We start from the raw sequence: 26,135 nt of genomic DNA, 5'->3' as shown, positions 1-26,135 counted from the left end.
ATGGACGCTATTTTGCTATCTCAACAATTTGTGGTGGCCGGGCTGGGTCTGACAGGACAGTCGGTGTTCCGTTTTCTCAGTAAAAATGGCGCCAGCGTGAAAGTGTGGGATACCCGTGAAACCGCAGATATTCCCGTGTCAATGACGGCACCAGTGAGTCTGGGTGATGTATCGGCTAAGTACTGGCACGGCGTGAATACCTTGGTGTTGAGTCCGGGGATCTCACCGGCTCACCCTTGCGTACAAGAAGCGCGCAAACAGGGAGTTGAGGTAATTGGAGATGTGGAGCTGTTCGCTCGCATCAACCGTGTGCCGATACTTGCTATAACCGGTTCAAACGGCAAAACAACGGTCACTCAACTGACCTCTCATATTCTGAACGCCTGTGGGCTTAACGTGTGTGCTGCCGGTAATATCGGTAAACCCGTACTCGATGCCGTTGGAGAGGAGTGGGATATGCTGGTACTGGAGCTTTCGAGCTTTCAGTTAGAAACGACCCGCACTCTCCATGTACTGGCTGGCACAATATTGAATATTACCGATGATCATCTTGATCGTCACGGCACCATGGCTGCTTATGGCGAAGCTAAACAGCAAATTTATCGTCACAGCGAGTATGCCGTAGTGTGGCGGGAGCACCCGGAAACGTACCCCAATATTGGCCCGTTGGCAGAAATGCCGGCACAGTGGGTTGGTGTTGGCCTTGAGCGTTCTTCCTCTTACTTCGGTTATCATGACAATCATATAACCTGGCGGGGCGAAGCGATTCTGAACATGGACAGAGTGGCTTTAGTTGGTCAGCATAATGTTCTAAATATACAGGTGGCGCTGGCCCTGTGCTTTATCGCAGGTGTAGATCCAGTTGAAGCGGCCAAGGAAGTGATTTTCTTTAAGTCTGCGCCGCACCGCTGTGTAGAAGTAGCAAATAAAAATGGTGTGCGCTGGATAGACGATTCTAAAGCAACCAATATTGGCGCCACGCAAGCAGCATTGGAAGGTCTTAGCCGCGGCAAAACCGGCAAACTTATTCTCATTGCTGGCGGTGACGGAAAAGGGGCAGATTTTTCTGTCTTGCAAGAGGCGTTATCTAAGTACGTGGATGTGCTTATTACACTCGGCAAAGATGGCAAAGCCATCGCGGATCTGGTTTCGGGGTCTCATTACGTAAAAGACATGGCCGCTGCGGTTTCTGTTGCTGCTGAGTATGCATCTGCCGGAGATATGGTTTTGCTGTCTCCTGCCTGTGCAAGCATTGATATGTTCGACAATTACATGCATCGTGGACAAGCCTTTGCTCAGGCTATTGCTGAGGTAGACGGCAAATGATGAGTACTTCTACAAAGTTATCTACATTGTTTGCTGAGAAGCACGGTAACGTGCCTTCTTCGTCCCCCTACGATAAAAGCCTTATCCTGGTTGCCCTGGCGCTAGCGTCACTGGGGCTAATTGTGGTGACATCTGCGTCTATGCCTGTCGCTGACCGGCTATATGGCAATCCGTTTTATTTTTCTATCCGACACGGTATTTACCTATTGGCCGCTGTTCTCGCCTCCGGTGTTGTTTTGCAAGTGCCAATGAATTTTTGGCGGGTTGTGAACCCATGGTTGTTACTAGCCGCCATTGTCATGTTGCTGGCAGTATTGGTGGTGGGACGAACCATCAATGGTAGTACCCGCTGGATAGTACTGGGGCCCTTGACACTGCAACCAGCGGAACCTGCAAAACTGTTCTTTTTTACTTATCTTGCCGGTTATCTCGTGCGGCGCTATGAAGAAGTTACTGAGAATATTAAGGGCTTTGTCAAACCCCTGGTGGTGTTTTTCGTGTTGGCGTGCTTGTTGTTATTGCAGCCTGACTTTGGCACCGTCGTGGTAATGTTTACTGCAACTATGGGGCTTTTATTTCTCGCCGGAGCCCGGTTGTGGCAGTTTTTTGCGATTGTATTTGTCGGCTTGCTGGCCATTGTCTTTCTTATTGTCTTTGAAGAATATCGCATGCGGCGAGTGACTTCTTTTCTGGATCCGTGGGCCGACCCGTTTGGCAGCGGTTATCAACTTACACAGTCTCTAATGGCGTATGGGCGTGGTAGTTGGTTCGGCCAGGGGTTAGGCAACAGTTATCAAAAACTGGAGTTTCTCACTCAGGCTCATTCCGATTTTATCATGGCTATTCTGGCAGAAGAGCTGGGCTTTGTAGGTGTAATTGCGGTGTTGGGGCTCATTTTGTTTCTCGTTGTCCGGGCATTGCAAATTGGGAATCGGGCACTGGAAAAACAACGTCCATTTGAAGGCTATCTTGCGTACAGCATCGGTATTTGGTTGAGTTTTCAAACCGCCGTTAATATTGGTGCCAGTGCAGGCATGCTTCCCACGAAGGGATTGACGCTACCGTTAATTAGTTACGGTGGCACCAGCTTAATTGTGATGTCGGTTTCTATCGCCATGCTGATGCGCATCGACTTTGAATTGCGCGTGGACGGCATACAGGCGTTGGGCCGTGGTGATAAGCGTAAGTCGGCTAAAAAGAAAGCGGCAGCTGTACCAGCGTCTTCCAAGGATGATGTTACAGCCATGCTAGAAGATGTTGAGCGGGAGGCGCAGAATGACTAAGCGCTGCCTGATCATGGCTGGTGGAACAGGAGGACATGTATTCCCCGGGCTTGCCGTTGCTCATCAACTCAAAAATGCCGGCTGGGACGTTCACTGGCTGGGAACGTCGGAGCGTATGGAAGCACAAGTGGTGCCACAGCACGGTTTTCCCATTCACTTTATTCACGTTAAAGGCCTCCGTGGAAAAGGTATTAGCGCTAGAGTAAATGGTGTGAAGGCGTTGGTAAAAGGGTTGTTCGAAGCTCACAAATTAATTAAGCAGATAAAGCCGGACGTCGTACTGGGTTTTGGGGGCTATGCAAGCGGCCCCGGAGGTATTGCCGCTTGGCTGAAACGCATACCCTTGCTCATTCATGAACAAAACGCTGCCGCAGGAATGACCAATAGACTTCTGGGTCGCCTGGCGAAAACCATTTTTCTCGGTTTTGAGCAGGCCCGAGGCGGTTTTGGTCATCACGGCCGGAAAACTCAAGTGGTAGGAAACCCGGTAAGAGATGGGATTTTGTCGCTACCAGTAAAGACGGAAACGCACTCGCCATTGCGCATGTTGGTTATTGGTGGAAGTTTAGGTGCCCAGGCGTTAAATGAAGCCGTACCGCAAGCTTGTAAAAACCTCTACGGCTTAACTATTCGTCATCAGGCTGGCAAGGGCAAAGCGGAATCAGTCAAACATGCCTATGGGAACGGTAGCGTGGATGTGCAGGTCAGCGAGTTCATTGACGACATGGGCAGCGCGTATGCATGGGCAGATTTCATTGTTTGCCGGGCGGGAGCCTTAACTGTGGCAGAAGTGGCTGCTGCCGGTCTTCCGGCTATTTTTGTACCACTGCCACATGCGGTGGATGATCATCAAACGAAAAACGCGCTCTCTTTGGTTGAAGCTGGCGCAGCAAAGTTAATTCCCCAGCAAGAACTGGAAACAACATTAGTAAAAGAGATTGAAGCCCTGTTAAGGCAGCCTCAGACCTGTTTGTCCATGGGACGTCAGGCAAGGCTGGCTGCTAAAACGGAGGCGACACAGCAGGTAGTCGCTCAATGTGAACTGCTGATAGGAGATAAAGCATAATGGTAGGTGAGAAGCCTTTTCAAAGTCCGCAGATGCGCAAAGTTTCGCGTATTTTCTTTGTTGGGATCGGCGGTGCGGGAATGGGCGGTATAGCAGAAGTGTTACTGAATGAAGGCTATGATATTGCAGGGTCTGATATTCAGCCGGGTGCAATGACCGCGCGTCTTCAGGGGCTGGGCGCTGACGTGTTTATCGGCCACAGTGCTGACAACGTAACTGACGCTGATGTGGTTGTGGTATCGAGTGCAATTAATGAAGCAAACCCGGAGATCCAATACGCCAGGGGGCATCGCATCCCCATTATCCGGCGCGCTGAAATGCTGGCGGAGCTCATGCGTTTTCGACATGGTATTGCGATTGCCGGAACCCATGGGAAAACCACTACCACCAGTCTTATTGCTACCATTTTCGCAGAAGCTAAATACGACCCTACATTTGTGATTGGCGGGCTACTCAACAGTGCGGGAACCAACGCCAGGTTGGGCAAAAGCCGCTATCTCATTGCCGAAGCTGATGAAAGTGATGCGTCGTTTTTACACTTGCAGCCTATGGTTTCTGTGGTAACCAATATTGAGCCTGACCACATGGGCACTTACGAAGGTGACTTCAATAAAATGAAGGACGCCTATATCGAATTTTTACACAATTTGCCGTTCTACGGGCAGGCGATTTTGTGCGGTGACGATCCTGTTATCCAGTCATTGCGCCCCAGGATAGGGCGAAACATCCTTACTTATGGTATCGATTCATCTAATGATGTAAGTGCCAGAAATGTGCGTCTGGGGTTTGGTCAGGCAAGTTTTGAAGTAGTGAGGCCAGACAAACCGTTATTGCAGGTTACGCTTAATCTTACCGGTATGCACAACGTGTTGAACGCGCTCGCTGCTATCGCCGTTGCTACAGATGAAGGTATTGATGATGAAGCCATCACCACTGCACTGGCGTCATTCGGAGGAATTGGCAGGCGTTTCGAAGTGTTGGGCGATTATACAACTAGTGTGGGGCAGGTGTGTTTGGTAGACGACTATGGTCATCATCCGACAGAAGTGAAGGCGACAGTGGCCGCAGCTCGTGCAAACTGGCCAGAAAAGCGATTGGTGATGGTGTATCAGCCACACAGATTCACCCGCACCCGGGATTTATACGAAGATTTTGTAGACGTGTTGTCGCAAGTTGATGTACTGCTGCTATTAGATGTTTACGCAGCCAGTGAACAGCCTATTGACGGTGCTGACAGTAAATCGTTGTGTCGCTCTATTCGTTTGCGGGGCCAGGTTGAGCCAATTTACGTGGGAGACCCGGCCGCGTTGGGAGATATTCTGGCAAATGTGATGCAGGAAAACGACGTGATAATGACCCAGGGAGCGGGTAATATCGGTCAAATTGCCAGAAAACTGGCACAATTTGACCTCGAACCAAAAAAATTTCAACGTGAGTGGTAATAATGGTTGAACCGGTAAATGCACAACAATTTGGACGTGTCGCAGTGATGTTCGGAGGCAACTCAGCCGAGCGAGCGGTATCGCTTAACTCAGGAAAAGCTGTGTTAAATGCGCTTCTCAGACAAGGCGTGGACGCCTGTGCATTTGATCCAAGTGAAAGGCAGCTTGTTGATTTAATTGAAGAAAAATTTAACCGAGTGCTCATCATGTTACACGGTCGCGGCGGCGAAGATGGCACCATGCAAGGCGCGTTACAGCAACTCGGCATCCCTTATACTGGTAGTGGAGTACTGGGTTCAGCACTGGCTATGGACAAGATCCACACCAAGCAAATCTGGCAATGTCTGGGCTTATCTACAGCAAAATATCGAATTGCTGATAAAAGTGACTTTGAAGCTGGATCATGCGGGGCTATAATGATGGAATTGGGGAATGAAGTCATGGTCAAACCAGCCCGGGAAGGATCCAGTATCGGGATGGCGAGAGTGACAAGCGCTAAACAACTAGAAACTGCCATTCAGGACGCTTTTAAGTACGATAATCAAGTCCTGTTAGAGCAGTATATTGATGGCCCCGAGTTCACTGTCTCTGTTTTACAGGGCAGGGCATTGCCATCAATCTGCATGTCTACCCCCCACAATTTTTATGATTACGCGGCCAAGTATCAGGACGATACCACCGTGTATCACTGTCCCAGCGGTCTGTCTGCAGACAAAGAAGCTGAGTTGGCGGATTTGTCACTCAGAGCGTTTAAAGCACTGTCTTGCAGCGGCTGGGGTCGCATTGATGTAATGCAAGGAGCGGAAGGTGAATTCTATCTCCTTGAGGCCAATACTGTGCCAGGAATGACCGAAAAAAGTTTAGTGCCCAAGGCGGCTAATGTGGCGGGATTAGATTTCGACGCACTGACCATGGCAATACTTGCCACTAGCTTACCGGACGCGTAACAAGGGCATAGGATGGCAGACGGGAAACACAAACCGGTTCGCATTTGGTCAGGGGTTATTTTCCTGGCCATGGTTATCGTCGGATTAATTGTGGGTGCAATGAGCATTCGCGATTATCTGCAGGATGCCCAGCGCGCGCCGGTGCAGGTGGTGGATTTTTCCGGTGATTTTGCCCACGTTGATATTGGCAGGTTGGAAAGATTGATACGGGAATCCCAGCCTGGCAGTTTTTTTGCGTTGGACGTCAATGAAGTATATCGGTTGGTGGAATCACAGCCCTGGATTTATCGGGCGTCGGTGCGCAAGCAGTGGCCGAATACGCTGAAGATTTATCTGGTAGAACAAACGCCTGTTGCACAGTGGAACGACGATTTGTTGCTCAATCCTTACGGTGACACATTCAGTGCCCGTGACGATGAGCAGTTACTACCCCGGTTATACGGCCCGGGTGGAAGCGAAAAAACAGCATTGGAAGGGTATAACGCAATGCAATCGTTATTGGCAACCACAGCGATGCCCATAGCGGAATTGTCGTTAAGCGAGCGTTTTGCCTGGGAAGTACAATTGAGTAATGGCGTCAGACTGAATTTAGGGCGCAAAGAGTTTATTGATCGTCTGCAACGTTTTATCGATGTTTATCCGTTGCTGGTGAAGCAGCCTAAGGCTGTAAAATATGTGGATCTGCGTTATGACACCGGGCTGGCAGTTGGCTGGGTAGAAGCAGAAGACAAAGAAAGTTAATGAGAGTTTGGGAACACAATGTCAAAAACCGCTGAGCGTAATCTGATTGTCGGACTGGATATCGGCACCAGCAATGTAAAAGCCGTTGTCGGTGAATTGCTGGACGATGATCAGATCAGTATTGTGGGTGTAGGTACTCATATAGCACAAGGTATGGACAAGGGAGGCGTAAACGACCTCAACCTGGTGGTGAAATCTGTGCAGCGGGCTGTGAGTGAAATGGAACTTATGGCTGATTGCCGCGTATCGTCTGTGTTTATGTCGATTTCCGGTCGTCACGTAAAATGCCAGAACGAAAGTGGCATGGTACCGATTAACAACCAGGAAGTTACCCAGGAAGACGTTGACAATGTTATTCACGCCGCCCGTTCAGTGCCTATTGCTGCGGAGCGCAGATTGTTACACGTACTTCCTCAGGAGTTCACCATTGATGTTCAGGAAGGGATTAAAAACCCGGTTGGAATGTCAGGGGTGAGAATGGAAGCCGAAGCACACATTATTACCTGTGCAGATGATATGGCAAAAAACCTGGTGAAGTGTATCGAGCGTTGCGAATTGCATTCTGACCAGTTAATTTTTTCGGCACTGGCGTCCAGTTACGCAGTGTTAACCGACGACGAAAGGGAACTTGGTGTCTGTGTAGTTGATATCGGTGGCGGAACCATGGATATCGTTATATTCACCGATGGTGCTATTCGCCATACAGCGGTAATTCCGGTGGCGGGAAACCAGATCACCAGTGATATAGCTAAGATTTTCCGTACGCCAATTAGCAACGCAGAAGAAATCAAAGTGAACTATGCCTGCGCGCTGAAAGACATGGTGAGCATGGAAGAGAATATTGAAGTACCCAGTGTGGGTGGCAGACCGGCCAGAGCAATGTCGAGACACACATTGGCAGAGGTAATTGAACCTCGTTACCAAGAATTATTTGAACTGGTACAAAAAGAGATCCGTGCCAGTGGATTTGAAGAACAAATTGCAGCCGGTTTAGTGTTAACTGGCGGTACGGCCAAAATGGAAGGTGCGGTGGAGTTCGCTGAAGAACTCTTTCAGATGCCTGTCAGAGTAGGTAAACCAATAAATATGCGCGGATTATCGGAATATACCGATGATGCAAGTTTTGCAACTGTAGTGGGTTTGCTCCACTATGGGAAAATGCAATCTGAAAATAAGAAGTCCAGTAAGCAGAAGTCTGGTGAAAGTTTTCTTTCACGAGTGCAAAGCTGGTTTAAAGGTGAGTTTTAATTTTAATTTTTGGGGGCGCTAAGACTACGGCATACGGTCGCACGGAGGCATTCGATCGACATCATATGACCTGGCTTAGTGTTGTTAGACGTACAAATCCGGAGAGTAAGTATGTTTGAATTAATGGATAGCCACGGCGAAGAAGCCGTAATTAAAGTTATCGGCGTCGGTGGCGGCGGTGGTAATGCTGTAGAGCACATGGTTGCTCAGAATATCGAAGGCGTTGAGTTTATCGCTGTGAATACCGACGCACAGGTATTGCGTAGCTCAAGTGCTGACGTCACATTGCAAATTGGTTCTTCAGTAACCAAGGGCCTTGGAGCCGGTGCAGATCCTAACATCGGTCGTGAAGCTGCTCATGAAGATCGCGAAACTATTCGCCAATCTCTTGAAGGTGCGGATATGGTTTTCATCACTGCCGGTATGGGCGGTGGTACGGGCACTGGCGCTGCACCAGAAGTGGCCAGAATTGCTCGTGAAATGGGTATTCTTACCGTTGCTGTTGTAACCAAGCCATTCCCGTTCGAAGGGAAGAAGCGTACCGCTTTTGCTGAGCAAGGTATTGTTGAATTGGCAAAAAACGTCGATTCTTTAATTACCATTCCCAACGAGAAGTTGCTTAAGGTCATGGGGCCGGGTACACCTCTGCTTCAGGCGTTTAGCGAAGCGAACAATATTCTGAACGGAGCGGTACAAGGCATTGCTGAACTGATCACTCGTCCGGGCTTAATTAACGTTGACTTTGCAGACGTTAAAACCGTGATGTCTGAGATGGGTACAGCTATGATGGGTACCGGTATTGCCTCTGGCGCCGACCGCGCAGAAGAAGCCGCTGAAGCCGCCATTGCATGTCCGTTACTCGAAGACATTGATCTGTCTGGTGCCCGAGGTATTTTGGTTAATATCACCGCTGGCCCTGATTTCTCTATCGATGAATTCGAAACCGTTGGTAACGCAGTGAAAGCCTTTGCTTCAGAGAATGCGACCGTTGTTGTGGGTACCGTTATTGACATGGCACTTGAAGATGAATTGCGAGTGACCGTAGTAGCAACTGGTATCGGAGCAGAGCGCAAGCCTGACATCTCTTTAGTGAGCTCAGAAGGCGCGCGTTTGTCTGGTTCAGCCCGTGAATTTGGCACGACATCTACATCTGAAAATCGCAGTGTAGGTACTACAGATGGCAACCAGGCGCTCAAAGTAGATAATGAAGCTCAGCCCAACAACGATTTGGAATATCTTGATATCCCAGCGTTTTTGCGCAAACAGGCAGATTAACTTCTGAGTATTTGCGGAGTTTTATCCCGCAAATGTTGTCATAGTAAGGTTAGTGGTGTGAAATCACGGCTGCGTATGGTCAAAAATTTGACAAAATGGTCAAGTTTCTCTATTATACGCGACCGCTTTTTGAACAGGTAAAAGCAACGACATGATCAGACAACGTACAATTAAACAATCGGTGCAAGAAACCGGCATAGGTTTGCATAAAGGGGAAAAGGTCAGCATGACTCTCCGGCCTGCGCCTGCGAACACGGGAATCGTGTTCCGTCGCATTGACCTCACCCCGTTTGTTGATATTCCCGCGCGTGCAAATGCCGTGGGTAATACGCAATTGTGTACTTGTATCAATAACGATGATGGCGTCAGCATTAATACTGTTGAGCACTTACTGTCTGCTATGGCAGGTTTGGGTATAGATAACATTATTGTCGAGGTCGACAGTAATGAGTTGCCAATTATGGATGGCAGTGCCAGTCCGTTTGTGTTTTTGCTACAGTCCGCCGGCATTGAAGAATTGAATGCACCTAAGCGGTTTATTCGAATCACCAAAACAGTGCGGGTAGAAGACGGCGATAAGTGGGCCGAATTGCGTCCTTACGACGGTTTCAGAGTCGACTTCAGAATCGATTTTGAGCACCCGGTGATCAGCCAGACCCGTCAACACATGGTGATGGATTTTGATAGCTGCTCTTATGTAAGCGAGATCAGTCGTGCGAGAACCTTTGGGTTTATGCGAGACCTGGAATATATGAATGCGAACAATTTAGCGCTGGGCGGCAGCATGGAAAATGCCGTAGCATTGGATGACTTCCGCATTCTAAATCCAGAAGGTCTTCGCTATGACGACGAGTTCCTCAAACATAAGATCCTGGATGCCGTAGGTGATTTATACATGGGTGGTCACAGCATCATTGGTGAGTTGACTGCGTATAAAACAGGACATGGGTTAAATAACATGCTTCTAAATGCAGTACTCAACCAAGAGGATTGCTGGGAGTATGTAACCTATGAAAATCAGGACGAAATGCCCATACGATACGCAGAACCCGTTTTAGCGTAATAAACAAAACCGCCTCCCCCAGGCGGTTTTTTTGTACTTAATGTGTGAACATCATACCTTTTTGTCACCAAAGTATAAGTGCTGACATCAGATCTATCACGCCCACCATGCTATGCTAAATGAAGAAATTCGTCGGCTTAACCGATGAACTTTCCTCTTACAGGGCAACCAGGTAATTCAATGATGGCGTTAGCATTGACAGACAACTCCAGACTGATTCTCTTTAATGAGATACTGTGTCGTTTTCGGCTAGTGTCCTGTCACGTGATTTTTACCTTGATGATTACTTTATTGATGCTTTTTCAAAGCATTAGTGTTGCCTCACCCATATCGAAAAATACAAATGTCATTCGTTACAGTGATTACCATAAGCGTACATGGACAACCCGTCATGACATGCCGCAGATTTCAGCGGTAGGGGTTGCCCAGGATAAAGACGGATTTATCTGGGTGGCGACGGAAGGTGGGTTGGCTCGATTTGATGGTTATAACTTTACCACCTTTAATGCACGTTCATCGGCAGTATTTACCGACCCCATTTTACGTACATTGCTGGTAGACGATGAAAGTCGCATCTGGGTTGGCAGTGCTGATGGATTACTTGTAAAAGAAGAAAAAAACTTTTCACGAATAGACTATGACAACAGAAGTATAGGCAAAGTCGAGGCACTGACTTTTTTCAACGGCCAACTCTATGCAGGGGCGAACGGTCTTTACGTTGTCGAAGACGACAATCAAAATGTCAAATTGTTGAGCCCGGACGAAAAACAAGTTACGCAGCTTCTTGCTGATGGGAATCGCCTGTGGGTCGCCCTTGCTAATCGCTTGTACTACATTGACGTTCACCAGAATTTCTATGCCGTGCCTCCCCTTGATTTACCTGACAATGTACAAATCACCAAATTGCTCAGATATAAGGGCGCATTACTTGTTGGAACCACTGGTGGGTTATTTGAATTACAAAATGATGGCGAGCTGGTAAATCGGCAATTTGCCGATATAGAGATGTCAGGCGTCATACAGATGCTGTACGAAGATGCTTCTGGGGCGCTGTGGATTTCCATGGATCAGAGTCTTTTGCAATTCGCTGATGATGTACTAATCGACCGTGTGGACAAGTTAGCAGACAATACCCGCCCATGGTATGTCACAGCCTTCGAAGACAAAGATGGCTACATGTGGTTGGGAAGCAAAAGCCATGGTTTACAAAGATTGCGTTACGATGGCACAGGAAATTATGGGATGGAGGCCGGGTTGGGGGAGCCTTATGTTTGGTCTCTTTTATCCTCAGATGAAGGTGTAATAGTAGGTGCAAATGATGGGCTTTACCTTTTCGATGATGGTCGCTTCACACCGCTTTTAAAAGATACCAATGTACTTCCAAATAAAGTGGTGTACAGCCTTTTTCGAGATAGTACAGATAAAGTATGGCTGGGAACCCGTTCAGGAGCGGTGACTTTGAACACTGGATTTGAAGTGATAAACCGGTTCCCATCTTTGTCTGGAATTCAGGTAAATGGCTTTACTGAAGATCACAATAACCACACTTGGATTGCTAGTCTCAAAGGCCTGTTCCGCTTTGATGGCGAAAAACTCATAAACGAAACCAAGCGGTTTGACCTGGCCAGTGAAAGTACCCGTGCCGTACATACGGATCGATTTGGCGCGTTATGGGTGGGTACGGCACGAGGCCTGTACAAAATTGATGGCAATAAGGCTCGCAATTTTGCCGACAACCCGATTTTAGGCAGCGCATCAATCACACATATCAATGAACTCGATGATGGCCGTCTTATCATCGGCACTTTCCAACACGGCTTTGCCGTGCAGAAGGGCGATAGTTGGCGATTGCTTGCTGCTACTGACTTACCTGCTGATGGTACGCTGTACACGGCCCAGCATGATGATGAACTCTTGGTTTCGACCTTGAGGGGTATGTATAGCCTGCCTGTGAAAGAGCTAAATGCAGGGAGCGAGCTTAATCCAACTGTTATAATCGATGATCACGGGCCCGAATCGAATGCCGACGGTATTCGCTGTTGTAATGGTGCTGGAAATGGAAAGGGGCTCTATCGCGATGGTGTACTTTACTTACCCACACTCAATGGTTTGGGAGTGGTAGAGATGAATAAAACGAATCAGTCTTATGCTCGTCCAACGCCTGTTATTAATGGCCTGGAGGCGAACGGGAAATGGTACCAGCACGATGTAATTCAATTACCTGAAGGCCAGCGTAACCTTCGTCTTGAGTATTCCAGCCCCGTGTATTACCGCAACGGTGCCATACGCTTCAGATATCGCTTGGTCGGTTATGACGAAGACTGGACACAAACCTCAGTGAGGCGGGAAGCTTTTTATACTAACCTGCCTGCCGGAAACTACACATTTGAACTACAGACCCGGTTAAGAGAGGAAAGTCAGTGGTCTGCTGCAGACAGTCTGACGCTGACTATACCCGCTCTGTGGTATGAGCAATACTGGACAAGGGTACTACTGGCTGTGGTTGTGGCGGCGCTTCTTTGGGCCATCTTGCGATTGCGCACACGTTCATTACAACGAATTAAAGCCAGGCTCGAACGCATGGTCGATGAGCGGACTACCGAGCTGGACAATGCTAACCGGCAACTTGAAGAGGCGAACCAGAGGCTACAAGCAGCCAGCATGACTGACGCGCTAACAGGACTTAAGAACCGGCACTACCTGGATGTGTATATAGATAAGATCATTGCCCGCACGCAGCGAAGTGAAAAAGGGCTGTACTATATTATTCTGGACATCGACGACTTCAAGATGTTGAACGATGAAATGGGGCACGCAGTAGGCGACGAAATTTTGGTCCATTTCAGTCATTTATTAACCAAGGCATCAAGAAGTACCGACCACGTGATTCGGTGGGGCGGCGAGGAATTCCTCGTGCTTCTGGAAGGCAGTATGGCGGTAGATGTATTCCTTGAAAGATTAATGTCATCAATCAGCTCAACTACCTGGCCCTTCGAAGCGCACCTGCCAAAGCAGCCAAGTTGTTCAGCAGGCGTTTGCTTTCATCTGACTGCAAAGACCGATTCATGGACTTCATCGCACAGCCTTATTCTGGCCGACAAAGCTATGTATTTAGTAAAGCGCTTTGGCAAAGCGGGTTGGTTGGAACTTATTCCCTCGTCTGTGCTTCCCGATGACATTCTTGCAAAAGTAACGAAAGGCAAACCAGAACGACTGGTTGCCAGTGATTACTTCAACGTTCGCGGTTCTGCCCATATTTTAAAGGCGTTGTCACAAATGAAAGATAATGTGGTTCCCTTTCGTGAAAAGCAGGACTAGGGCAGAAAACATTGTTCAAGAGAAAAAATCTGCCCCACACGAAGATTGGTATTTGTCCATTGGCGTTAACAACGGTAAACTAGCCTTTGGTTTAATAGAGTTCGACGAATGAAACTGACGATATCCTTCATAGGAAAACAAAAACGATACCGCAAAAGCATCAGTGTTCGCACACTGGTGAGCGTCACGGTGCTTTCGTCTTTGTTTATTCTGGTATCCAGTCGTGGAACGGACTCTGTCTCAGAAGATATCGCCCGCATTAAGCTTGCTCAGGCAGTAAACAATACTGAAAATGCCGAAGTGGAGAAGCTGGCGGTTAAAACGAGACAGCAGCTTACTATGCTGGCTGAACGATTGGCGGAAATGGACGCCACATTGGCTCAGTTAGATGAACAAGGCAAATTAATTGCCGACGAATTTGGCATGAAGCCCGACGATCTCGACGTCTTCATGCCCGACTCTACGCCGTTAAGCGTGGATGATGAACCCCTCATGAAAGAAATCAATCGACTGGCAAACTCTGTTGAAGCGAAAAAACAACAGCTCAACATGCTTGAAAGTCTGGTGAGAGGGCATCATATCCATGAACAGAGTCAATTATCTGGCCGACCTGTAGCGTCGGGGTGGTTGTCTTCTTATTACGGCATGCGTAAAGATCCATTTACCGGCAAACCAACCATGCACAAAGGGTTGGATTTTGCGGGTAAAACGGGCGATGACGTCATTTCCACCGCGGCAGGTATTGTTACCTGGTCGGGTGAGCGTCATGGTTATGGTTTACTGGTAGAAATTGATCACGGAGATGGCTATGTAACCCGCTACGGGCACAATAAGTCATTGTCTGTGTCCATTGGCGATGTCGTGACCAAAGGTCAGGCGATTGCCGTCATGGGCAGTACTGGTCGGTCTACCGGTGCGCATGTGCACTATGAAGTAATAAGAAACGGGCAACCCATCGATCCTCTGCCTTTCGTTGCTAAGCGACGATAACGAAAAGCAGCAGCCAGATACGTTTACAAGAAGTAAGCGGCACAAATAATTCGGTGATGATGAAACACATGATGTGTTCGTTATCATTTATCTTAAATCGACGAGTAAAACCGGGGCGCCGGCACTCGCTAAAGCAGTGGAACCATCAACCAAATGTTTGCAAGCATCTTAAGAAAAATCTTCGGTAGCCGAAACGACCGATTATTAAAAAAACTAAAAAAACGTGTCGATGCCATTAATGCCCTTGAGCCTGAATTAGAAGGGCTTTCTGATGAGCAGCTAAAAGGCAAGACCGCAGAGTTGAAGGCGCGTCTGGAAAATGGTGAAACCACCGACGATATTCTTGTAGATGCATTTGCAACGGTACGGGAAGCGAGTAAGCGGGTTTACGGCATGCGTCATTTCGACGTACAGATGCTCGGTGGTATGGTGCTGGAGTCAGGTAAAATTGCAGAAATGCGTACCGGTGAAGGTAAAACCCTTACTGCAACCCTGCCTACTTACCTTAATGCCCTTACCGGTAAAGGCGTTCACGTGGTAACGGTGAACGATTACCTGGCGCGACGGGATGCTGACTGGTCTCGAGAGTTATTTGAATTTCTTGGTATGACGGTTGGCTGCAATATTCCAGGTATGTCTCCTGAGATGAAGCGTGCAGCTTATCAGTCTGATGTGACCTATGGTACTAACAACGAGTTCGGTTTCGATTATCTGCGTGACAACATGGCGTTTAGCCCCAAAGACCGTGTTCAGCGTCCTCTGCATTACGCGGTAGTTGATGAAGTTGACTCTATCCTCATCGACGAAGCGCGTACACCGCTTATTATTTCTGGTGCCGCAGAAGACAGCTCGCAATTGTATCGCGCTATTAACACCGTGATTCCCGAACTGGTTCAGCAGGAAAAAGAGGACGAAGAAGGTCAGGAAGGCGATGGTGATTACACCGTTGATGAAAAAGCCAAGCAAATTCACCTTACTGAACGAGGCCAGGTTCACGTTGAAGAAATTCTGCAGAAGAACGGTATTTTGCCTGAGGGCGAGTCACTGTTCGCAGCAGGAAATATTTCTTTACTGCACCATATCAATGCAGCCCTTCGTGCTCACAAATTGTTCCAGAAAGATGTAGATTACATTGTTAAAGACGATCAAATCGTCATTGTTGATGAGCACACAGGCCGAACCATGGAAGGCCGTCGTTGGTCTGAAGGCCTGCATCAGGCGGTAGAGGCCAAAGAAGGCGTTAAAATCCAAAACGAGAACCAAACTCTGGCCTCAATTACCTTCCAGAATTACTTCCGTATTTACGACAAGTTAGCAGGTATGACTGGCACCGCTGATACTGAAGCCTTTGAGTTCCAGCATATTTACGGCCTGGAAACTGTGGTTATTCCTACTAACCGCCCAATGGTTCGTAAAGACATGGCCGATCTTATCTACCTTACTGCCCAGGAAAAGTACGACGCCATTGTGGCCGACATCCGTGCAGCGGTAAAAAAAGGTCAGCCGGTATTGGTTGGTACGGTATCTATTGAGAACTCAGAATTGCTCTCCCGGGTACTGAAAAAAGAAAAAATCCCGCATAAAGTACTGAACGCCAAATTCCATGCTCAGGAAGCCGACATCATCGCTCAGGCAGGTAAACCAGGCGCAGTGACCATCGCTACCAATATGGCGGGGCGGGGTACGGATATCGTGTTGGGCGGTAACTGGAAAGCGGAAGTAGAGAAATTAGAAAATCCCACTGAAGCGCAGATCAAAAAGCTTAAAGACGAATGGGATAAACAGCATCAGGCAGTACTCGATGCCGGTGGTCTTCACATCATAGGTACTGAGCGTCACGAATCCCGCCGTATCGATAACCAGTTGCGAGGCCGTTCTGGTCGTCAGGGCGATCCTGGTTCCAGCCGATTCTATCTGTCTTTAGACGACGCGCTGATGCGTATTTTCGCCTCGGAAAAAATGGCTGGTATGATGAAGCGTCTGGGTATGGAACACGGTGAAGCTATTGAGCACCCGTGGGTAACCCGCGCAATTGAAAATGCACAGCGCAAGGTAGAAGGTCGTAACTTCGATATTCGTAAACAGTTGTTGGAGTACGATGATGTTGCAAACGACCAGCGTAAGGTTATTTACGAACAGCGTAATGAATTACTCGACGAAGGTGAAATTAGCGAAACTATCAAGGCAATTCGCGTTGACGTAGTTAACGGCGTGGTTGACGAATACATACCTCCCCAGTCTTTGGAAGAAATGTGGGATGTCCCAGGCCTGGAAGAACGCTTAAAAGCTGACTTCAAGGTTGATTTACCAGTGCAGAAATGGCTTGAAGAAGACGACAAACTCTACGAAGAGAAATTGAGAGATCGGGTACTGGAAGAAATCGAGAGCGCCTATCAGGCTAAGGAAGCTATGGTAGGGCCAGAGGTTTTACGTCAGTTTGAAAAAGCCATCATGCTGCAAAATCTCGATAGTCACTGGAAAGAGCATTTGGCTGCCATGGACCATCTGCGTCAGGGTATCCACTTGAGAGGTTATGCACAGAAAAACCCTAAACAAGAGTATAAGCGCGAATCTTTTGAGTTGTTTTCCGCTATGCTCGAGGGCCTGAAGGTAGAAGTTATTACTATTTTGAGCCGGGTTCAGGTGCAAGCCGAATCAGACGTTGAAAAAGTGGAAGAGCAGCGTCGTCAGGCTGACGAAGTACCTAAGAACTTCCAACATCAGGAGGCGCCTGAGCAAACACCCGAAGCCAGAGGGGAAGCCGGTATGCGTTCCGAGGTTCGTCAGGGGCCAAAGGTTGGACGTAACGATCCTTGTCCGTGTGGTTCTGGTAAGAAATACAAGCAATGCCACGGTAAACTCTCATAATGAAAGTAGTACATGTTGCTGTGGGCGTAGTTTTGCGGGGCGAACAGGTTTATATTTGTAAACGCCCCGACGATAAACACCAGGGCGGTAAGTGGGAGTTTCCAGGCGGCAAGGTTGATGCTGGTGAAACCGTAACACAGGCGTTAGCCAGAGAGCTTAAAGAAGAAATTGGTATTGATGTTAAGCACAGTTCGCCGTTAACGGTGATTAGCCATGACTACGGTGATAAGCAGGTAATGCTGGATGTGCATACGGTAACAGCGTTTTCCAACGAGCCTCGTGGGCTTGAAGGTCAGGAAGGTAAATGGTTACCTGTTGTAGAATTAAATGACGATGACTTCCCAGCGGCGAACAGGGAAATTACCGCGCTGTTAAAAACGCGCTAGCGTGTAATTTCTATAGCCATTCTTTGTTTTGCACCCGCCTAAACAGAAAGGCCTCTGAACATTGTGTTCAGAGGCCTTTTTACTATGGTTCTGGTGAGGGCGAATACCCTGAATATGACTAAAACGAAATGCGCTCTGCCGTGGCGAAGGCCACATCGAGTTTGTGGTAGGCCGCTTCGTTTATAAAATGAGGGTAGGTTTCTTTATTATCTTCCCACACGTGATCTGTGCCATCGAAGCCACGGAAAACCGGAGCGCCTGGTAATAGCGGTGTGAAATCCTGATCTTGCAGACTGTGGTGGATCATGGCTTTGCGTTTGCCATTTTCATCAAGGGGAAATTTCACCTCATGGCCTAACCTGAATGCTTCACAAGGGGGAAGGTTTGCCATCTCTGAACTTTGGTTATTCCAGGCCACACAGAAATCTAAAATTGCTTCTGCCATGGTCTGGGTGAGCTGGTAAACATCTTCCCGTAACACGCCCTGAGGCTGAGCACCCACTTCTATCATTACCCCTTTTTTGCCTACAGTACAAAAATAGCCATGGTCTTTAAAAGACTTTTCATCTTCCACCAGAATATTGGCTTCAGGCATCACTTGCTTCACAAATCGGGCTAATTTCACATTGAATTCATCGTTCTCCAGCACAATCAGCGTGGCGCCCATATTGCTGGTCGTGTTGTGTATATCAATAAATAAATCGGTGGCAGACTGGCCTTTCGGGCCATATTGCGCGTTGAGTTTTTTAGCTAATTGGGCTTCTCTGGCAGGGTTATCTGTAGCCAATCTTTCGGGAGTAAACTGTCGGTTTAAATCTTCGTCAAGAAAACGCTGGTTCGCTTCAATAGCCGCACTATTTGCCAGTGCGCATTGCAGATTTAATGATTCGAATCGCTCAGGTAAACCGCCATTCAGCCAATTTGTAATAAGCTGTATACCGCTGGTCTCATTGCCATGGGTACCACCAATAAGCGCAATTGAATGTAGCATAATGAGGGTGTTTCCTTTAAAAGAGGACAAAAGAAAAAAGACATCTTACAGGTCGTGATGAAGTATTAGTGCTTGAAAAAATCACCGGCCTGCTGACTCAACATGGCTTCAATATCCTCGATGTCAGGCATGTTTTCCGGGGTATCAGAAGCAGACTTTTCACCGGCAATGGAGCGATCTTCTGTGGCCCACTCACCTAAATCAATGAGTTGACATTTCTTTGAACAAAATGGGCGGTTCGGGTTTTTTTCAGACCATTCAACATCGGCCTGGCAAGTCGGGCAATTAACAATCATATCCAACCTTTTCAAGGACTATCTAACGTGACTCAGAGTCTAGCAGGCGGCTAAGGCAAAAGTCACCGTATTTTCCACCGATGGCGATTTTCCAGGTTCTTGTTCAAACCACATAAAGCGAATAGTAAAACGGTATTTATTACCACTGAACGTAGGGTAGTAGCCCTGGTTTGCATCACAGGTTAATCTGATCAAATCGTTCTTATCATCAGCCACGCCCTGATAAAACCCATTGCTGGCATCTATTTGCACGAATGCACTTTTCTCTCTGAGGAACGAGAGCAACAAGGCAATACCCTCATCGAGATGGGTTAAGGAATGTAACCATGTTTTGATGTTTTCCTGAATCTCGGGCTGTGGCCGATTTAACCAGTAGTGTAAATTGGGCAAGTCAAAGCTACAGACGCCACCCGGAATGGAAAATCGCTGACGAATGCTGGTTAAGAATTTATCTTCTTTTAATGCGGAACCAAATTTGCGGTCGTTTTTGACTTTGTCTTTAAGCTTAACAATAGACCGCAGAGTTTGTTCCAGCGCATCGGTATCGATATTGGGGTACTGGGACCAGTGCACCAGGTTTCGCTCATGGATATCTAAATCTTTAACAAGGTCTGTGCGTAAATCAATGCGGTCGAACAAGTCCATCAAGGTAAAGAGCTGTTCGAAAAAATACACCTGAAGAGCGGGGTTTTGAACAGACGCACCAGTTTTTAACTGCGACAATAAATGCTCAATTCGCAGGTAATTCCGCACTTTTTCTTTAAGTGGAAATTCGTAAATGGTGGTCGCCATGGTTGCCTCTCTATGCTAATTCATAGCACTACAACGCAAAAGTGCAAAAATATCAAGCCCTAAGGGGCATTCCCTGCATAATAGACGATTCACTGAACAACTTTTAAGGGGATAGTGCGGCTCCGAGTGTCAGATAGTACTGATGGAGCTTTTCAACTTGCGGGGCGAGAGCTTCAAGTGTGCCATTGTTATCAATAACATCATCGGCCTTACTCAACCGTTCAGCCCGGGTGGCCTGAGACGCCATAATACCCCGAATAGTGTCTTCGTTGCTGCCATCTCTGGACAAGGCCCGACTAAGTTGAAGTGCTTCGTCACAATCTACCACGAGTACGCGGTCTGCCATAGTATCGAGTTTGTTCTCAATCAGTAATGGGACGGATAAAATGACATAAGTGCCGGCAGCTGCTTGCAATTGAGCCTTCATTTCTTCGCGAATTGCCGGGTGAAGCAGGGCGTTTAGCCACTGTTTATCAGCCTCATTGGCAAATACTTTTTGCCGTAGCAGAGGACGATTTAGCGCACCTTCATTTGTTAGGATTTCACCACCGAAGTGCCCCTCGATAGCCTGCAGCGCAGGAGTGCCAGGCATCACCACTTGCCGCGCTACCACATCGGCATCTACGACAGTAATGCCTTTGGCAGCAAATAAATCGCTGACCGCGGTTTTGCCGCTACCAATACCACCGGTTAGCCCGATAACAACAGGTGCGCCCATCAGGCAAATACCCAACGAAGATATGCATCGATAATTTGAGTTTTGTAGAGCAAAGTAAGGAAGCCCGCCACTGCCAGATAAGGCCCAAAGGGAATAGCCATCGATTCCCCTTTTCGTTGTACAACTATCATGGTAATACCCGCTATCGCACCAACCACCGACGACAATAAAATAATAATTGGTAACCCTTGCCAGCCAGTGAACGCGCCTAAGGCCGCGAGCAATTTAAAATCGCCATAGCCCATGCCTTCTTTGCCAGTGAGCAATTTAAACAACCAATAGACCGACCATAAACTTAAGTAACCTGCTGCTGCGCCGATGATGGCGTCTGTGGTGGAGACAAATACGGTTTGTGTGCTTAGCAATAATCCCAGCCACATAAGGGGAAGGGTGAGTTGGTCTGGTAGTAGCATTTTATCCAAGTCGATGAACAACAATGCAATAAGCACGTAAACAATAAACACGGCCCACAAACCTTGTGGCGTGGCACCAAAATGCCAGGCTGTAAAAGTGCACACCAGTGCCGTAAAAAGTTCAACTAAAGGGTAGCGAGCTGAAATTGACGCGCCGCATCCGGCGCACTTTCCCTTTAACCACAGGTAACTCAACACCGGAATATTTTCCCAGGCGCGAATTTTATGACCGCAATGGGGGCAAGTACTGTCGGGTTTCACCAGGTTAAACGTACTGTCGTCATCCGGCGCGGTGTTTTCATGAAAATAGCTGTGATATTCCGCCTTCCAGGCCCGTTCCATCATAATGGGTAAACGGTAAATGACCACATTAAGAAAACTGCCTACTAACAGGCTAAAAATAAAAACAACAGTGAGGAAAACAGGCAGACTCTGCTGCATGAGTTGGATAATGGCGTCCATAGATAGGTTTTATGAGTTATTTATGCTTTTAATACAACAAGACTGCCTGAAAAGCAGTCTTGTCACAATAGGAAGAAAGTACGGCCGGGTATATTGATCTATACCACGTTACCCATCTGGAATATGGGCAGGTACATGGCGACAATCAGACCACCGATGATCACGCCCAGTACAGCCATGATGAGGGGCTCAAGTAAACTGGTTAAGCCGTCTACCATATTGTCGACTTCTGCTTCGTAAATGGTGGCAATTTTTGACAGCATTTCGTCTACGGAGCCAGATTCCTCTCCGATAGCAATCATTTGCGATACCATTTCAGGAAATACGTTGGTAGCTCGCATGGCAGTGTTCATTTGCAAGCCGCCTGCTACTTCCTTTTTGATAAACAAAATAGCATCGCGATAAATAGCATTGCCCGATGCTCCAGCGGCTGAGTCCAAGGCACCGATTAAAGGTACGCCTGCGGCAAAAGTGGTCGACAACGTTCTTGTAAAACGTGCAACAGCTGCCTTTTTTAAAATTTCGCCAACAACAGGAATTTTAAGAGTAAATGCATCAACTTTGTCTCGCAAGTTTTGAGATTTTCGGTGAGCTCGAACAAAAAGGAAAATACCAGCAGCAATACCAGCTCCAATGAAAATGCCGTAATCTTGCACAAAGCGGGAAATAGCTAAGACTAATAATGTAAATGCAGGAAGTTCTGCCCCGAAGCTGCTAAAAATTTCTTCGAATTGAGGAACAACAAAGACGAGTAGAATAGTGGTAACAATAAAAGCGACTACTAGCACGGCAATTGGATAAAACATGGCCTTTTTGATTTTTGCTTTAAGTGCTTCTGCTTTCTCTTTATAAGTAGCAATACGATCGTAGATGGTTTCAAGTGCACCTGATTGCTCACCGGTTTTCACTAAGTCGCAATAAAGTTCGTCAAAATAAAGCGGGTGTTTTCTTAATGCTGTTGAAAGAGGATTACCTGCCTTAACCTCATTAGAAATATCTGAAAGTAACTTACGCATAGCAGGTTTATCATGACCTGAAGCAATCATATCTAGTGATTGAATCAGTGTTACACCCGCAGCTAGCATAGTTGCAATTTGTCTCGAAAGTACACAAATGTCTTGAGCGTCTATTTTTTTTACTCGCCCAAACAGTGACTTTGGTTGCTTTTTTACCTTATGCGCTGATATTCCCTGGCGACGAAGCAAATTCTTCGCTTCGACAAGTGACATGGCTGATATTTCGCCTTTTTGATTACTACCGCGTTTATCTTTTCCTTGCCAGATGTAGACTTCTGCTGTTTTTGCCATGTCGGTATTAATTCCCTTACTTAAATAATGGGAAAGCCCAGCAATTAGCTGGGCTCTTTACTAGAATCGTTTAGCAGATTGCAGGTGTTACCGAAGTACATGTACCTGATTTAGTCCATGTGACCTGACCTGCAGCTGAATATGCCCCTGTTAAGATATAAGTCTCACCGCTTAAACCACCAGTGCTGATTGCTGTAGCAGTGATAGTCGGGCCAGCTTCGTCCCACTCGACTTTAGAAACGTTGCCTTGTGTACCAGCGTTAGCTGGGACGCCATTACTACCAGGGCCGCAGTTTGCAAAGCCACCTTCCGTTTGCGCACAAATCTCGATAGCAGTTTTAACAGATTGTGTGGCAGCAACAACTTCAGAGAACTTCGCTTTCTTGGTATAGTTTTGATAAGCCGGCAATGCAACAGCGGCCAGGATACCGATGATAGCAACAACGATCATCAGTTCGATAAGTGTAAAACCTTTTTGGTTTGAAGTATTAACATTTTTCATGGTATTTCTCCGGGTGAGCGTATAATGCGCTAAATTAAATTTCATCATTCAAAGTTACGATTTATACCTGAGTCGTCCGTTTCAACGTCCCCGGTACTTGATGCTCAGTATAGGCAGAGCGAGCCAACTGACAAGTATCCAGAAGTATACATATGAATAGGTTTTAAAAGGGTAAGGGGATGGACGTGGATACCTTTGGGTGTAGTAGGCTAAGCATCCACGTTATTGAATAACAAGTGTTTTTTAGCCTTCCATGGTCACGCGAAGCGAGAGATCTATCGCGGTAACGTGCTTGGTTAATGCACCCGAAGATATGAAGTCAACCCCTAATTTTGATAGCGATCGCAACCTTTCTTCCGTGATATTGCCGGATACTTCAAGTTTACTTTGGCCATTATTCATGTCGACTGCGCTTTGGATCTGATCGTTGGTAAAGTTGTCCAGCATAATGATGTCAGCCCCCGCCGCCAGTGCGTTTGCGAGTTCTTCGAGGCTTTCAACTTCCACCTCTACGGGCTTGTCCGGATGATGGGATCTGGCAGTGTCAACGGCTTTTTGAATAGATCCGCAAGCAAAAATATGATTTTCCTTTATAAGAAAGGCGTCGAAAAGACCGATCCGGTGATTAGATCCGCCTCCGCATGAAACTGCATACTTTTGTGCCAGACGCAAACCGGGCAGGGTTTTACGGGTGTCGAGAATTCTGGTGTTGCTGTCTGCAAGCAAATTTGCATAGTGATTTGCTACGGTTGCTGTTGCCGACAAAGTCTGTAAAAAGTTAAGGGCTGTGCGCTCTGCGGTGAGAATACCTCGCGCCGGGCCTTGCAGTGAAAGCAATACTGTATTGGCTTCTGCGGTGTCGCCATCTTTCACATGCCAGGTTAATGAAATGGAGTCATCAATAAGTGCAAAAGCTTCATCCACCCATTGTGTGCCACACACAATACAGCGTTCACGGGTGATAATGGTGGCCTTAGCCTGTGTTTCTTTGTTGATGAGATTAGCGGTAATATCTAAAGAGGCATCGGCCTCACCGCCGAGATCTTCCGCCAGTGCCAATAATACTTGATCGCGGATCGCAAGTTGCGAAGGTTTGTTGTTCATCTTTTTGGGTCTTTTCTCAAAGGGTTCGCAATATTAACCAATCTTCGCGCTGAGTAAACTCCAGTTGTTTTAAAACACTCATGCCCAGCAGTATTTGCTCGCCGGTCATACCTGGGTTTAAATTCGCGCGTACATTATACACTTCTATGTCGCCAATAGAGACACTGCTTAATTCTGTTCGCGCTACTCTTACCACGCCATTGGCTGTTTGCGCCAAGCCACTGCCGGTAGCGGTGAGTCCAAGTTTGCTCTGCATATGCGCAGGAATAGCAACATCCGTAGCACCGGTATCGATGAGAAACTCTACCGCCACGTTATTGATCATTCCCGTTGTAACATAGTGCCCCGCGCGATTTTGCTTAAGGCGAACTTCAGTTTTATTGTCTAAACGCACAGACTCAGGTTCGCGGTTAGGGTTGTGTTGTCCGTCTAACACATCGTTAAATACAAATGTCAGTAGCCCAAGCCCACACACCCAGGCAAGGATATACATCCACTTTCCCGCTTTTGCATGACTACTCATCGCACCACTGTTCTGTCGTTATTCATGTATTGATAATAGGGTTATCCTTGAGTAAGACAATGGCAGATGTCAAACTTGTCACTGTTATTATTAACCCTGGGGCATAATTTACCCCGCAGACGCGCTGTGCGCTGGTAACTAACGCAGGAATTATTGTGATTTTAATTAGCTTGTTAATCGCTTTGGCCCTCGACAGAGTTTTTACCCGACCTGAAAAATGGCGCTCAGCATGGGTAACCCGTTTAATGCTGATAAAGCTATCGGTGAAGCGGACAAAGAAGTACTCGCGGTGGAAGTTGTGGGCAGCGGTTGCGCTTCCGGCGCTGTTACTTTTGTTGCTGGAATTGTTTGTCATCGGCCATTTTCTTACGTTCATTATTCAAACCGCAGTCCTTTACCTGGCGCTGGGTTGCACCACGGTGCGAGATACCTATAAAAGTTGGTTGCAAGCGGCGAACAGGGAAGATAACGAGGCCTGCGATTTATATCAGCGTCAGTTGTACCTTGGTATGTTGGGGAAAGAGGACGACGCGCCTGAACCAGACGATGGCACCATGATGCAACAACTGCTCCTTCTGGCGAATTATCAGTTTTACGCAGCGGTAATTATATTTTTTATCTTTTTGGGGGCGCCAGGCGTGTTGCTGTATGTCTGCGCCAGGGAAACACACCGCTATTTTTGCCCGCACAGTACAAAAAATACGGTTCACACCCGCAAACTCATGCATATTCTTGATTGGGCGCCAGTGCGTCTTACTGCATTGGGATATCTGGTTGTGGGAGATTTCACCCGAGCCTTTCCGGTTTGGGTGGATATGTTAACCAGAACCCGCATCCCGGCGTACCAATTACTATGGCGGGTAGGCAGGCAAGCAGAAATAATTGAGCCAGATGATTGTAAAACCTGTAGTAAAATGACAGCCTGTGTACATGTGCTATCTGGTGTGAAATTAGCAAAACGCAATATTCTGTTCTTGTTAGTTCTCACCGCGTTACTGACGATAACAGGGTGGATCCTCTAGTCTTATATATTTGCCTGCTGCGCCGCAGCATAAGGGCTGCAGGCTGATACCA

23 protein-coding genes are annotated in these 26,135 nt (G+C 47.4%); 14 read left to right on the top strand and 9 right to left on the bottom strand.

Going from position 1 to position 26,135, the window contains the following annotated elements; genetic code table 11:
• From murD to mutT, 13 genes are all read left to right on the top strand, one after another.
• Complete coding sequence (gene murD / locus ACXACM_RS17915) at positions 1-1,326, top strand: UDP-N-acetylmuramoyl-L-alanine--D-glutamate ligase (RefSeq protein WP_474823448.1); 1,326 nt, start codon at positions 1-3, stop codon at positions 1,324-1,326.
• The gene (gene ftsW / locus ACXACM_RS17910; RefSeq protein ID WP_474823446.1) at positions 1,323-2,609 is read left to right on the top strand and encodes a cell division protein FtsW; all 1,287 of its coding nucleotides are present in this window, start codon (positions 1,323-1,325) and stop codon (positions 2,607-2,609) included. The genes murD and ftsW overlap by 4 nt, the downstream gene beginning before the upstream one ends.
• The gene (gene murG, locus ACXACM_RS17905; RefSeq protein WP_474823445.1) at positions 2,602-3,675 is read left to right on the top strand and encodes an undecaprenyldiphospho-muramoylpentapeptide beta-N-acetylglucosaminyltransferase; all 1,074 of its coding nucleotides are present in this window, start codon (positions 2,602-2,604) and stop codon (positions 3,673-3,675) included. The genes ftsW and murG overlap by 8 nt, the downstream gene beginning before the upstream one ends.
• Positions 3,675-5,117 carry a UDP-N-acetylmuramate--L-alanine ligase gene (murC, locus tag ACXACM_RS17900; protein WP_474823444.1) on the top strand — a complete coding sequence of 481 codons (1,443 nt, stop codon included), beginning with the start codon at positions 3,675-3,677 and terminating at the stop codon, positions 5,115-5,117. Before murG ends, murC begins: the two co-directional genes overlap by 1 nt.
• A gap of 2 nt (positions 5,118-5,119) precedes the next feature.
• Positions 5,120-6,064: a D-alanine--D-alanine ligase gene (locus ACXACM_RS17895; protein WP_474823443.1), complete on the top strand. Its 945-nt coding sequence runs from the start codon at positions 5,120-5,122 to the stop codon at positions 6,062-6,064.
• Positions 6,065-6,076: 12 nt separating this feature from the next.
• Positions 6,077-6,805, top strand: coding sequence for a cell division protein FtsQ/DivIB (locus tag ACXACM_RS17890; RefSeq protein WP_474823441.1), 729 nt, complete (start codon positions 6,077-6,079; stop codon positions 6,803-6,805).
• Positions 6,806-6,823: 18 nt separating this feature from the next.
• On the top strand, positions 6,824-8,053 hold the full coding sequence (ftsA, locus tag ACXACM_RS17885) for a cell division protein FtsA (RefSeq protein ID WP_474823440.1): 1,230 nt from the start codon (positions 6,824-6,826) through the stop codon (positions 8,051-8,053).
• 111 nt (positions 8,054-8,164) lie between these two features.
• Positions 8,165-9,328, top strand: coding sequence for a cell division protein FtsZ (gene ftsZ, locus ACXACM_RS17880; protein ID WP_474823439.1), 1,164 nt, complete (start codon positions 8,165-8,167; stop codon positions 9,326-9,328).
• A 151-nt stretch (positions 9,329-9,479) separates the two neighbouring features.
• The gene (gene lpxC, locus ACXACM_RS17875) at positions 9,480-10,391 is read left to right on the top strand and encodes a UDP-3-O-acyl-N-acetylglucosamine deacetylase (protein ID WP_474823438.1); all 912 of its coding nucleotides are present in this window, start codon (positions 9,480-9,482) and stop codon (positions 10,389-10,391) included.
• A 279-nt stretch (positions 10,392-10,670) separates the two neighbouring features.
• Entirely contained in the window at positions 10,671-13,709 is a 3,039-nt protein-coding gene (locus tag ACXACM_RS17870; protein ID WP_474823436.1) for a ligand-binding sensor domain-containing diguanylate cyclase, read from the top strand.
• Positions 13,710-13,817: 108 nt separating this feature from the next.
• Positions 13,818-14,699 carry a peptidoglycan DD-metalloendopeptidase family protein gene (locus ACXACM_RS17865; protein WP_474823435.1) on the top strand — a complete coding sequence of 294 codons (882 nt, stop codon included), beginning with the start codon at positions 13,818-13,820 and terminating at the stop codon, positions 14,697-14,699.
• Positions 14,700-14,852: 153 nt separating this feature from the next.
• Entirely contained in the window at positions 14,853-17,567 is a 2,715-nt protein-coding gene (secA, locus tag ACXACM_RS17860) for a preprotein translocase subunit SecA (protein WP_474823434.1), read from the top strand.
• Positions 17,567-17,953 carry an 8-oxo-dGTP diphosphatase MutT gene (mutT, locus tag ACXACM_RS17855; protein ID WP_474823432.1) on the top strand — a complete coding sequence of 129 codons (387 nt, stop codon included), beginning with the start codon at positions 17,567-17,569 and terminating at the stop codon, positions 17,951-17,953. Before secA ends, mutT begins: the two co-directional genes overlap by 1 nt.
• Before the next feature lie 118 nt (positions 17,954-18,071).
• Here mutT and ACXACM_RS17850 read toward each other — a convergent pair whose 3' ends face one another.
• The 9 genes from ACXACM_RS17850 to ACXACM_RS17810 form a co-directional block, all read right to left on the bottom strand.
• Positions 18,072-18,944: an aspartoacylase gene (locus ACXACM_RS17850; RefSeq protein WP_474823431.1), complete on the bottom strand. Its 873-nt coding sequence runs from the start codon at positions 18,942-18,944 to the stop codon at positions 18,072-18,074.
• 65 nt (positions 18,945-19,009) lie between these two features.
• On the bottom strand, positions 19,010-19,240 hold the full coding sequence (gene yacG / locus ACXACM_RS17845; RefSeq protein ID WP_474823429.1) for a DNA gyrase inhibitor YacG: 231 nt from the start codon (positions 19,238-19,240) through the stop codon (positions 19,010-19,012).
• Positions 19,241-19,279: 39 nt separating this feature from the next.
• Positions 19,280-20,032 carry a cell division protein ZapD gene (gene zapD / locus ACXACM_RS17840; RefSeq protein WP_474823428.1) on the bottom strand — a complete coding sequence of 251 codons (753 nt, stop codon included), beginning with the start codon at positions 20,030-20,032 and terminating at the stop codon, positions 19,280-19,282.
• A 103-nt stretch (positions 20,033-20,135) separates the two neighbouring features.
• Positions 20,136-20,750: a dephospho-CoA kinase gene (gene coaE / locus ACXACM_RS17835; RefSeq protein WP_474823427.1), complete on the bottom strand. Its 615-nt coding sequence runs from the start codon at positions 20,748-20,750 to the stop codon at positions 20,136-20,138.
• Entirely contained in the window at positions 20,750-21,625 is an 876-nt protein-coding gene (locus ACXACM_RS17830) for a prepilin peptidase (protein WP_474823425.1), read from the bottom strand. The genes coaE and ACXACM_RS17830 overlap by 1 nt, the downstream gene beginning before the upstream one ends.
• A gap of 98 nt (positions 21,626-21,723) precedes the next feature.
• Positions 21,724-22,932: a type II secretion system F family protein gene (locus ACXACM_RS17825; protein ID WP_474823424.1), complete on the bottom strand. Its 1,209-nt coding sequence runs from the start codon at positions 22,930-22,932 to the stop codon at positions 21,724-21,726.
• 70 nt (positions 22,933-23,002) lie between these two features.
• A complete protein-coding gene (locus tag ACXACM_RS17820) occupies positions 23,003-23,434 on the bottom strand; it encodes a pilin (protein ID WP_474823423.1) in 432 nt (143 codons plus the stop codon).
• Positions 23,435-23,677: 243 nt separating this feature from the next.
• Positions 23,678-24,538, bottom strand: a complete 861-nt coding sequence (nadC, locus tag ACXACM_RS17815; RefSeq protein WP_474823422.1) for a carboxylating nicotinate-nucleotide diphosphorylase — start codon at positions 24,536-24,538, stop codon at positions 23,678-23,680.
• A 16-nt stretch (positions 24,539-24,554) separates the two neighbouring features.
• Entirely contained in the window at positions 24,555-25,061 is a 507-nt protein-coding gene (locus ACXACM_RS17810) for a retropepsin-like aspartic protease family protein (RefSeq protein ID WP_474823420.1), read from the bottom strand.
• Between the two features lie 155 nt (positions 25,062-25,216).
• Here ACXACM_RS17810 and ampE point away from each other — a divergent pair, with 155 nt between their 5' ends.
• Positions 25,217-26,083 (top strand): regulatory signaling modulator protein AmpE, encoded by an 867-nt coding sequence (ampE, locus tag ACXACM_RS17805; RefSeq protein ID WP_474823418.1) that lies wholly within the window; start codon positions 25,217-25,219, stop codon positions 26,081-26,083.
• Positions 26,084-26,135: the final 52 nt, after the last annotated feature.

It is taken from the genome of Alteromonas sp. AWQ4_252 (assembly GCF_056158205.1).
This window is presented reverse-complemented; position numbering and strand designations above follow the sequence as displayed.

Bases quoted from the DNA above. Each gene is read 5' to 3' on its own strand.
- ACXACM_RS17810 (WP_474823420.1), bottom strand. From the start codon at position 25,061: ATGAGTAGTCATGCAAAAGCGGGAAAGTGGATGTATATCCTTGCCTGG.
- nadC (WP_474823422.1), bottom strand. From the start codon at position 24,538: ATGAACAACAAACCTTCGCAACTTGCGATCCGCGATCAAGTATTATTG.
- secA (WP_474823434.1), top strand. From the start codon at position 14,853: ATGTTTGCAAGCATCTTAAGAAAAATCTTCGGTAGCCGAAACGACCGA.
- mutT (WP_474823432.1), top strand. From the start codon at position 17,567: ATGAAAGTAGTACATGTTGCTGTGGGCGTAGTTTTGCGGGGCGAACAG.
- ftsW (WP_474823446.1), top strand. From the start codon at position 1,323: ATGATGAGTACTTCTACAAAGTTATCTACATTGTTTGCTGAGAAGCAC.
- ACXACM_RS17895 (WP_474823443.1), top strand. From the start codon at position 5,120: ATGGTTGAACCGGTAAATGCACAACAATTTGGACGTGTCGCAGTGATG.
- ACXACM_RS17825 (WP_474823424.1), bottom strand. From the start codon at position 22,932: ATGGCAAAAACAGCAGAAGTCTACATCTGGCAAGGAAAAGATAAACGC.
- ftsZ (WP_474823439.1), top strand. From the start codon at position 8,165: ATGTTTGAATTAATGGATAGCCACGGCGAAGAAGCCGTAATTAAAGTT.
- yacG (WP_474823429.1), bottom strand. From the start codon at position 19,240: ATGATTGTTAATTGCCCGACTTGCCAGGCCGATGTTGAATGGTCTGAA.
- ACXACM_RS17820 (WP_474823423.1), bottom strand. From the start codon at position 23,434: ATGAAAAATGTTAATACTTCAAACCAAAAAGGTTTTACACTTATCGAA.
- ACXACM_RS17850 (WP_474823431.1), bottom strand. From the start codon at position 18,944: ATGCTACATTCAATTGCGCTTATTGGTGGTACCCATGGCAATGAGACC.
- murD (WP_474823448.1), top strand. From the start codon at position 1: ATGGACGCTATTTTGCTATCTCAACAATTTGTGGTGGCCGGGCTGGGT.
- zapD (WP_474823428.1), bottom strand. From the start codon at position 20,032: ATGGCGACCACCATTTACGAATTTCCACTTAAAGAAAAAGTGCGGAAT.
- murG (WP_474823445.1), top strand. From the start codon at position 2,602: ATGACTAAGCGCTGCCTGATCATGGCTGGTGGAACAGGAGGACATGTA.
- ACXACM_RS17870 (WP_474823436.1), top strand. From the start codon at position 10,671: ATGATTACTTTATTGATGCTTTTTCAAAGCATTAGTGTTGCCTCACCC.
- coaE (WP_474823427.1), bottom strand. From the start codon at position 20,750: ATGGGCGCACCTGTTGTTATCGGGCTAACCGGTGGTATTGGTAGCGGC.
- lpxC (WP_474823438.1), top strand. From the start codon at position 9,480: ATGATCAGACAACGTACAATTAAACAATCGGTGCAAGAAACCGGCATA.
- murC (WP_474823444.1), top strand. From the start codon at position 3,675: ATGGTAGGTGAGAAGCCTTTTCAAAGTCCGCAGATGCGCAAAGTTTCG.
- ACXACM_RS17865 (WP_474823435.1), top strand. From the start codon at position 13,818: ATGAAACTGACGATATCCTTCATAGGAAAACAAAAACGATACCGCAAA.
- ACXACM_RS17890 (WP_474823441.1), top strand. From the start codon at position 6,077: ATGGCAGACGGGAAACACAAACCGGTTCGCATTTGGTCAGGGGTTATT.
- ftsA (WP_474823440.1), top strand. From the start codon at position 6,824: ATGTCAAAAACCGCTGAGCGTAATCTGATTGTCGGACTGGATATCGGC.
- ACXACM_RS17830 (WP_474823425.1), bottom strand. From the start codon at position 21,625: ATGGACGCCATTATCCAACTCATGCAGCAGAGTCTGCCTGTTTTCCTC.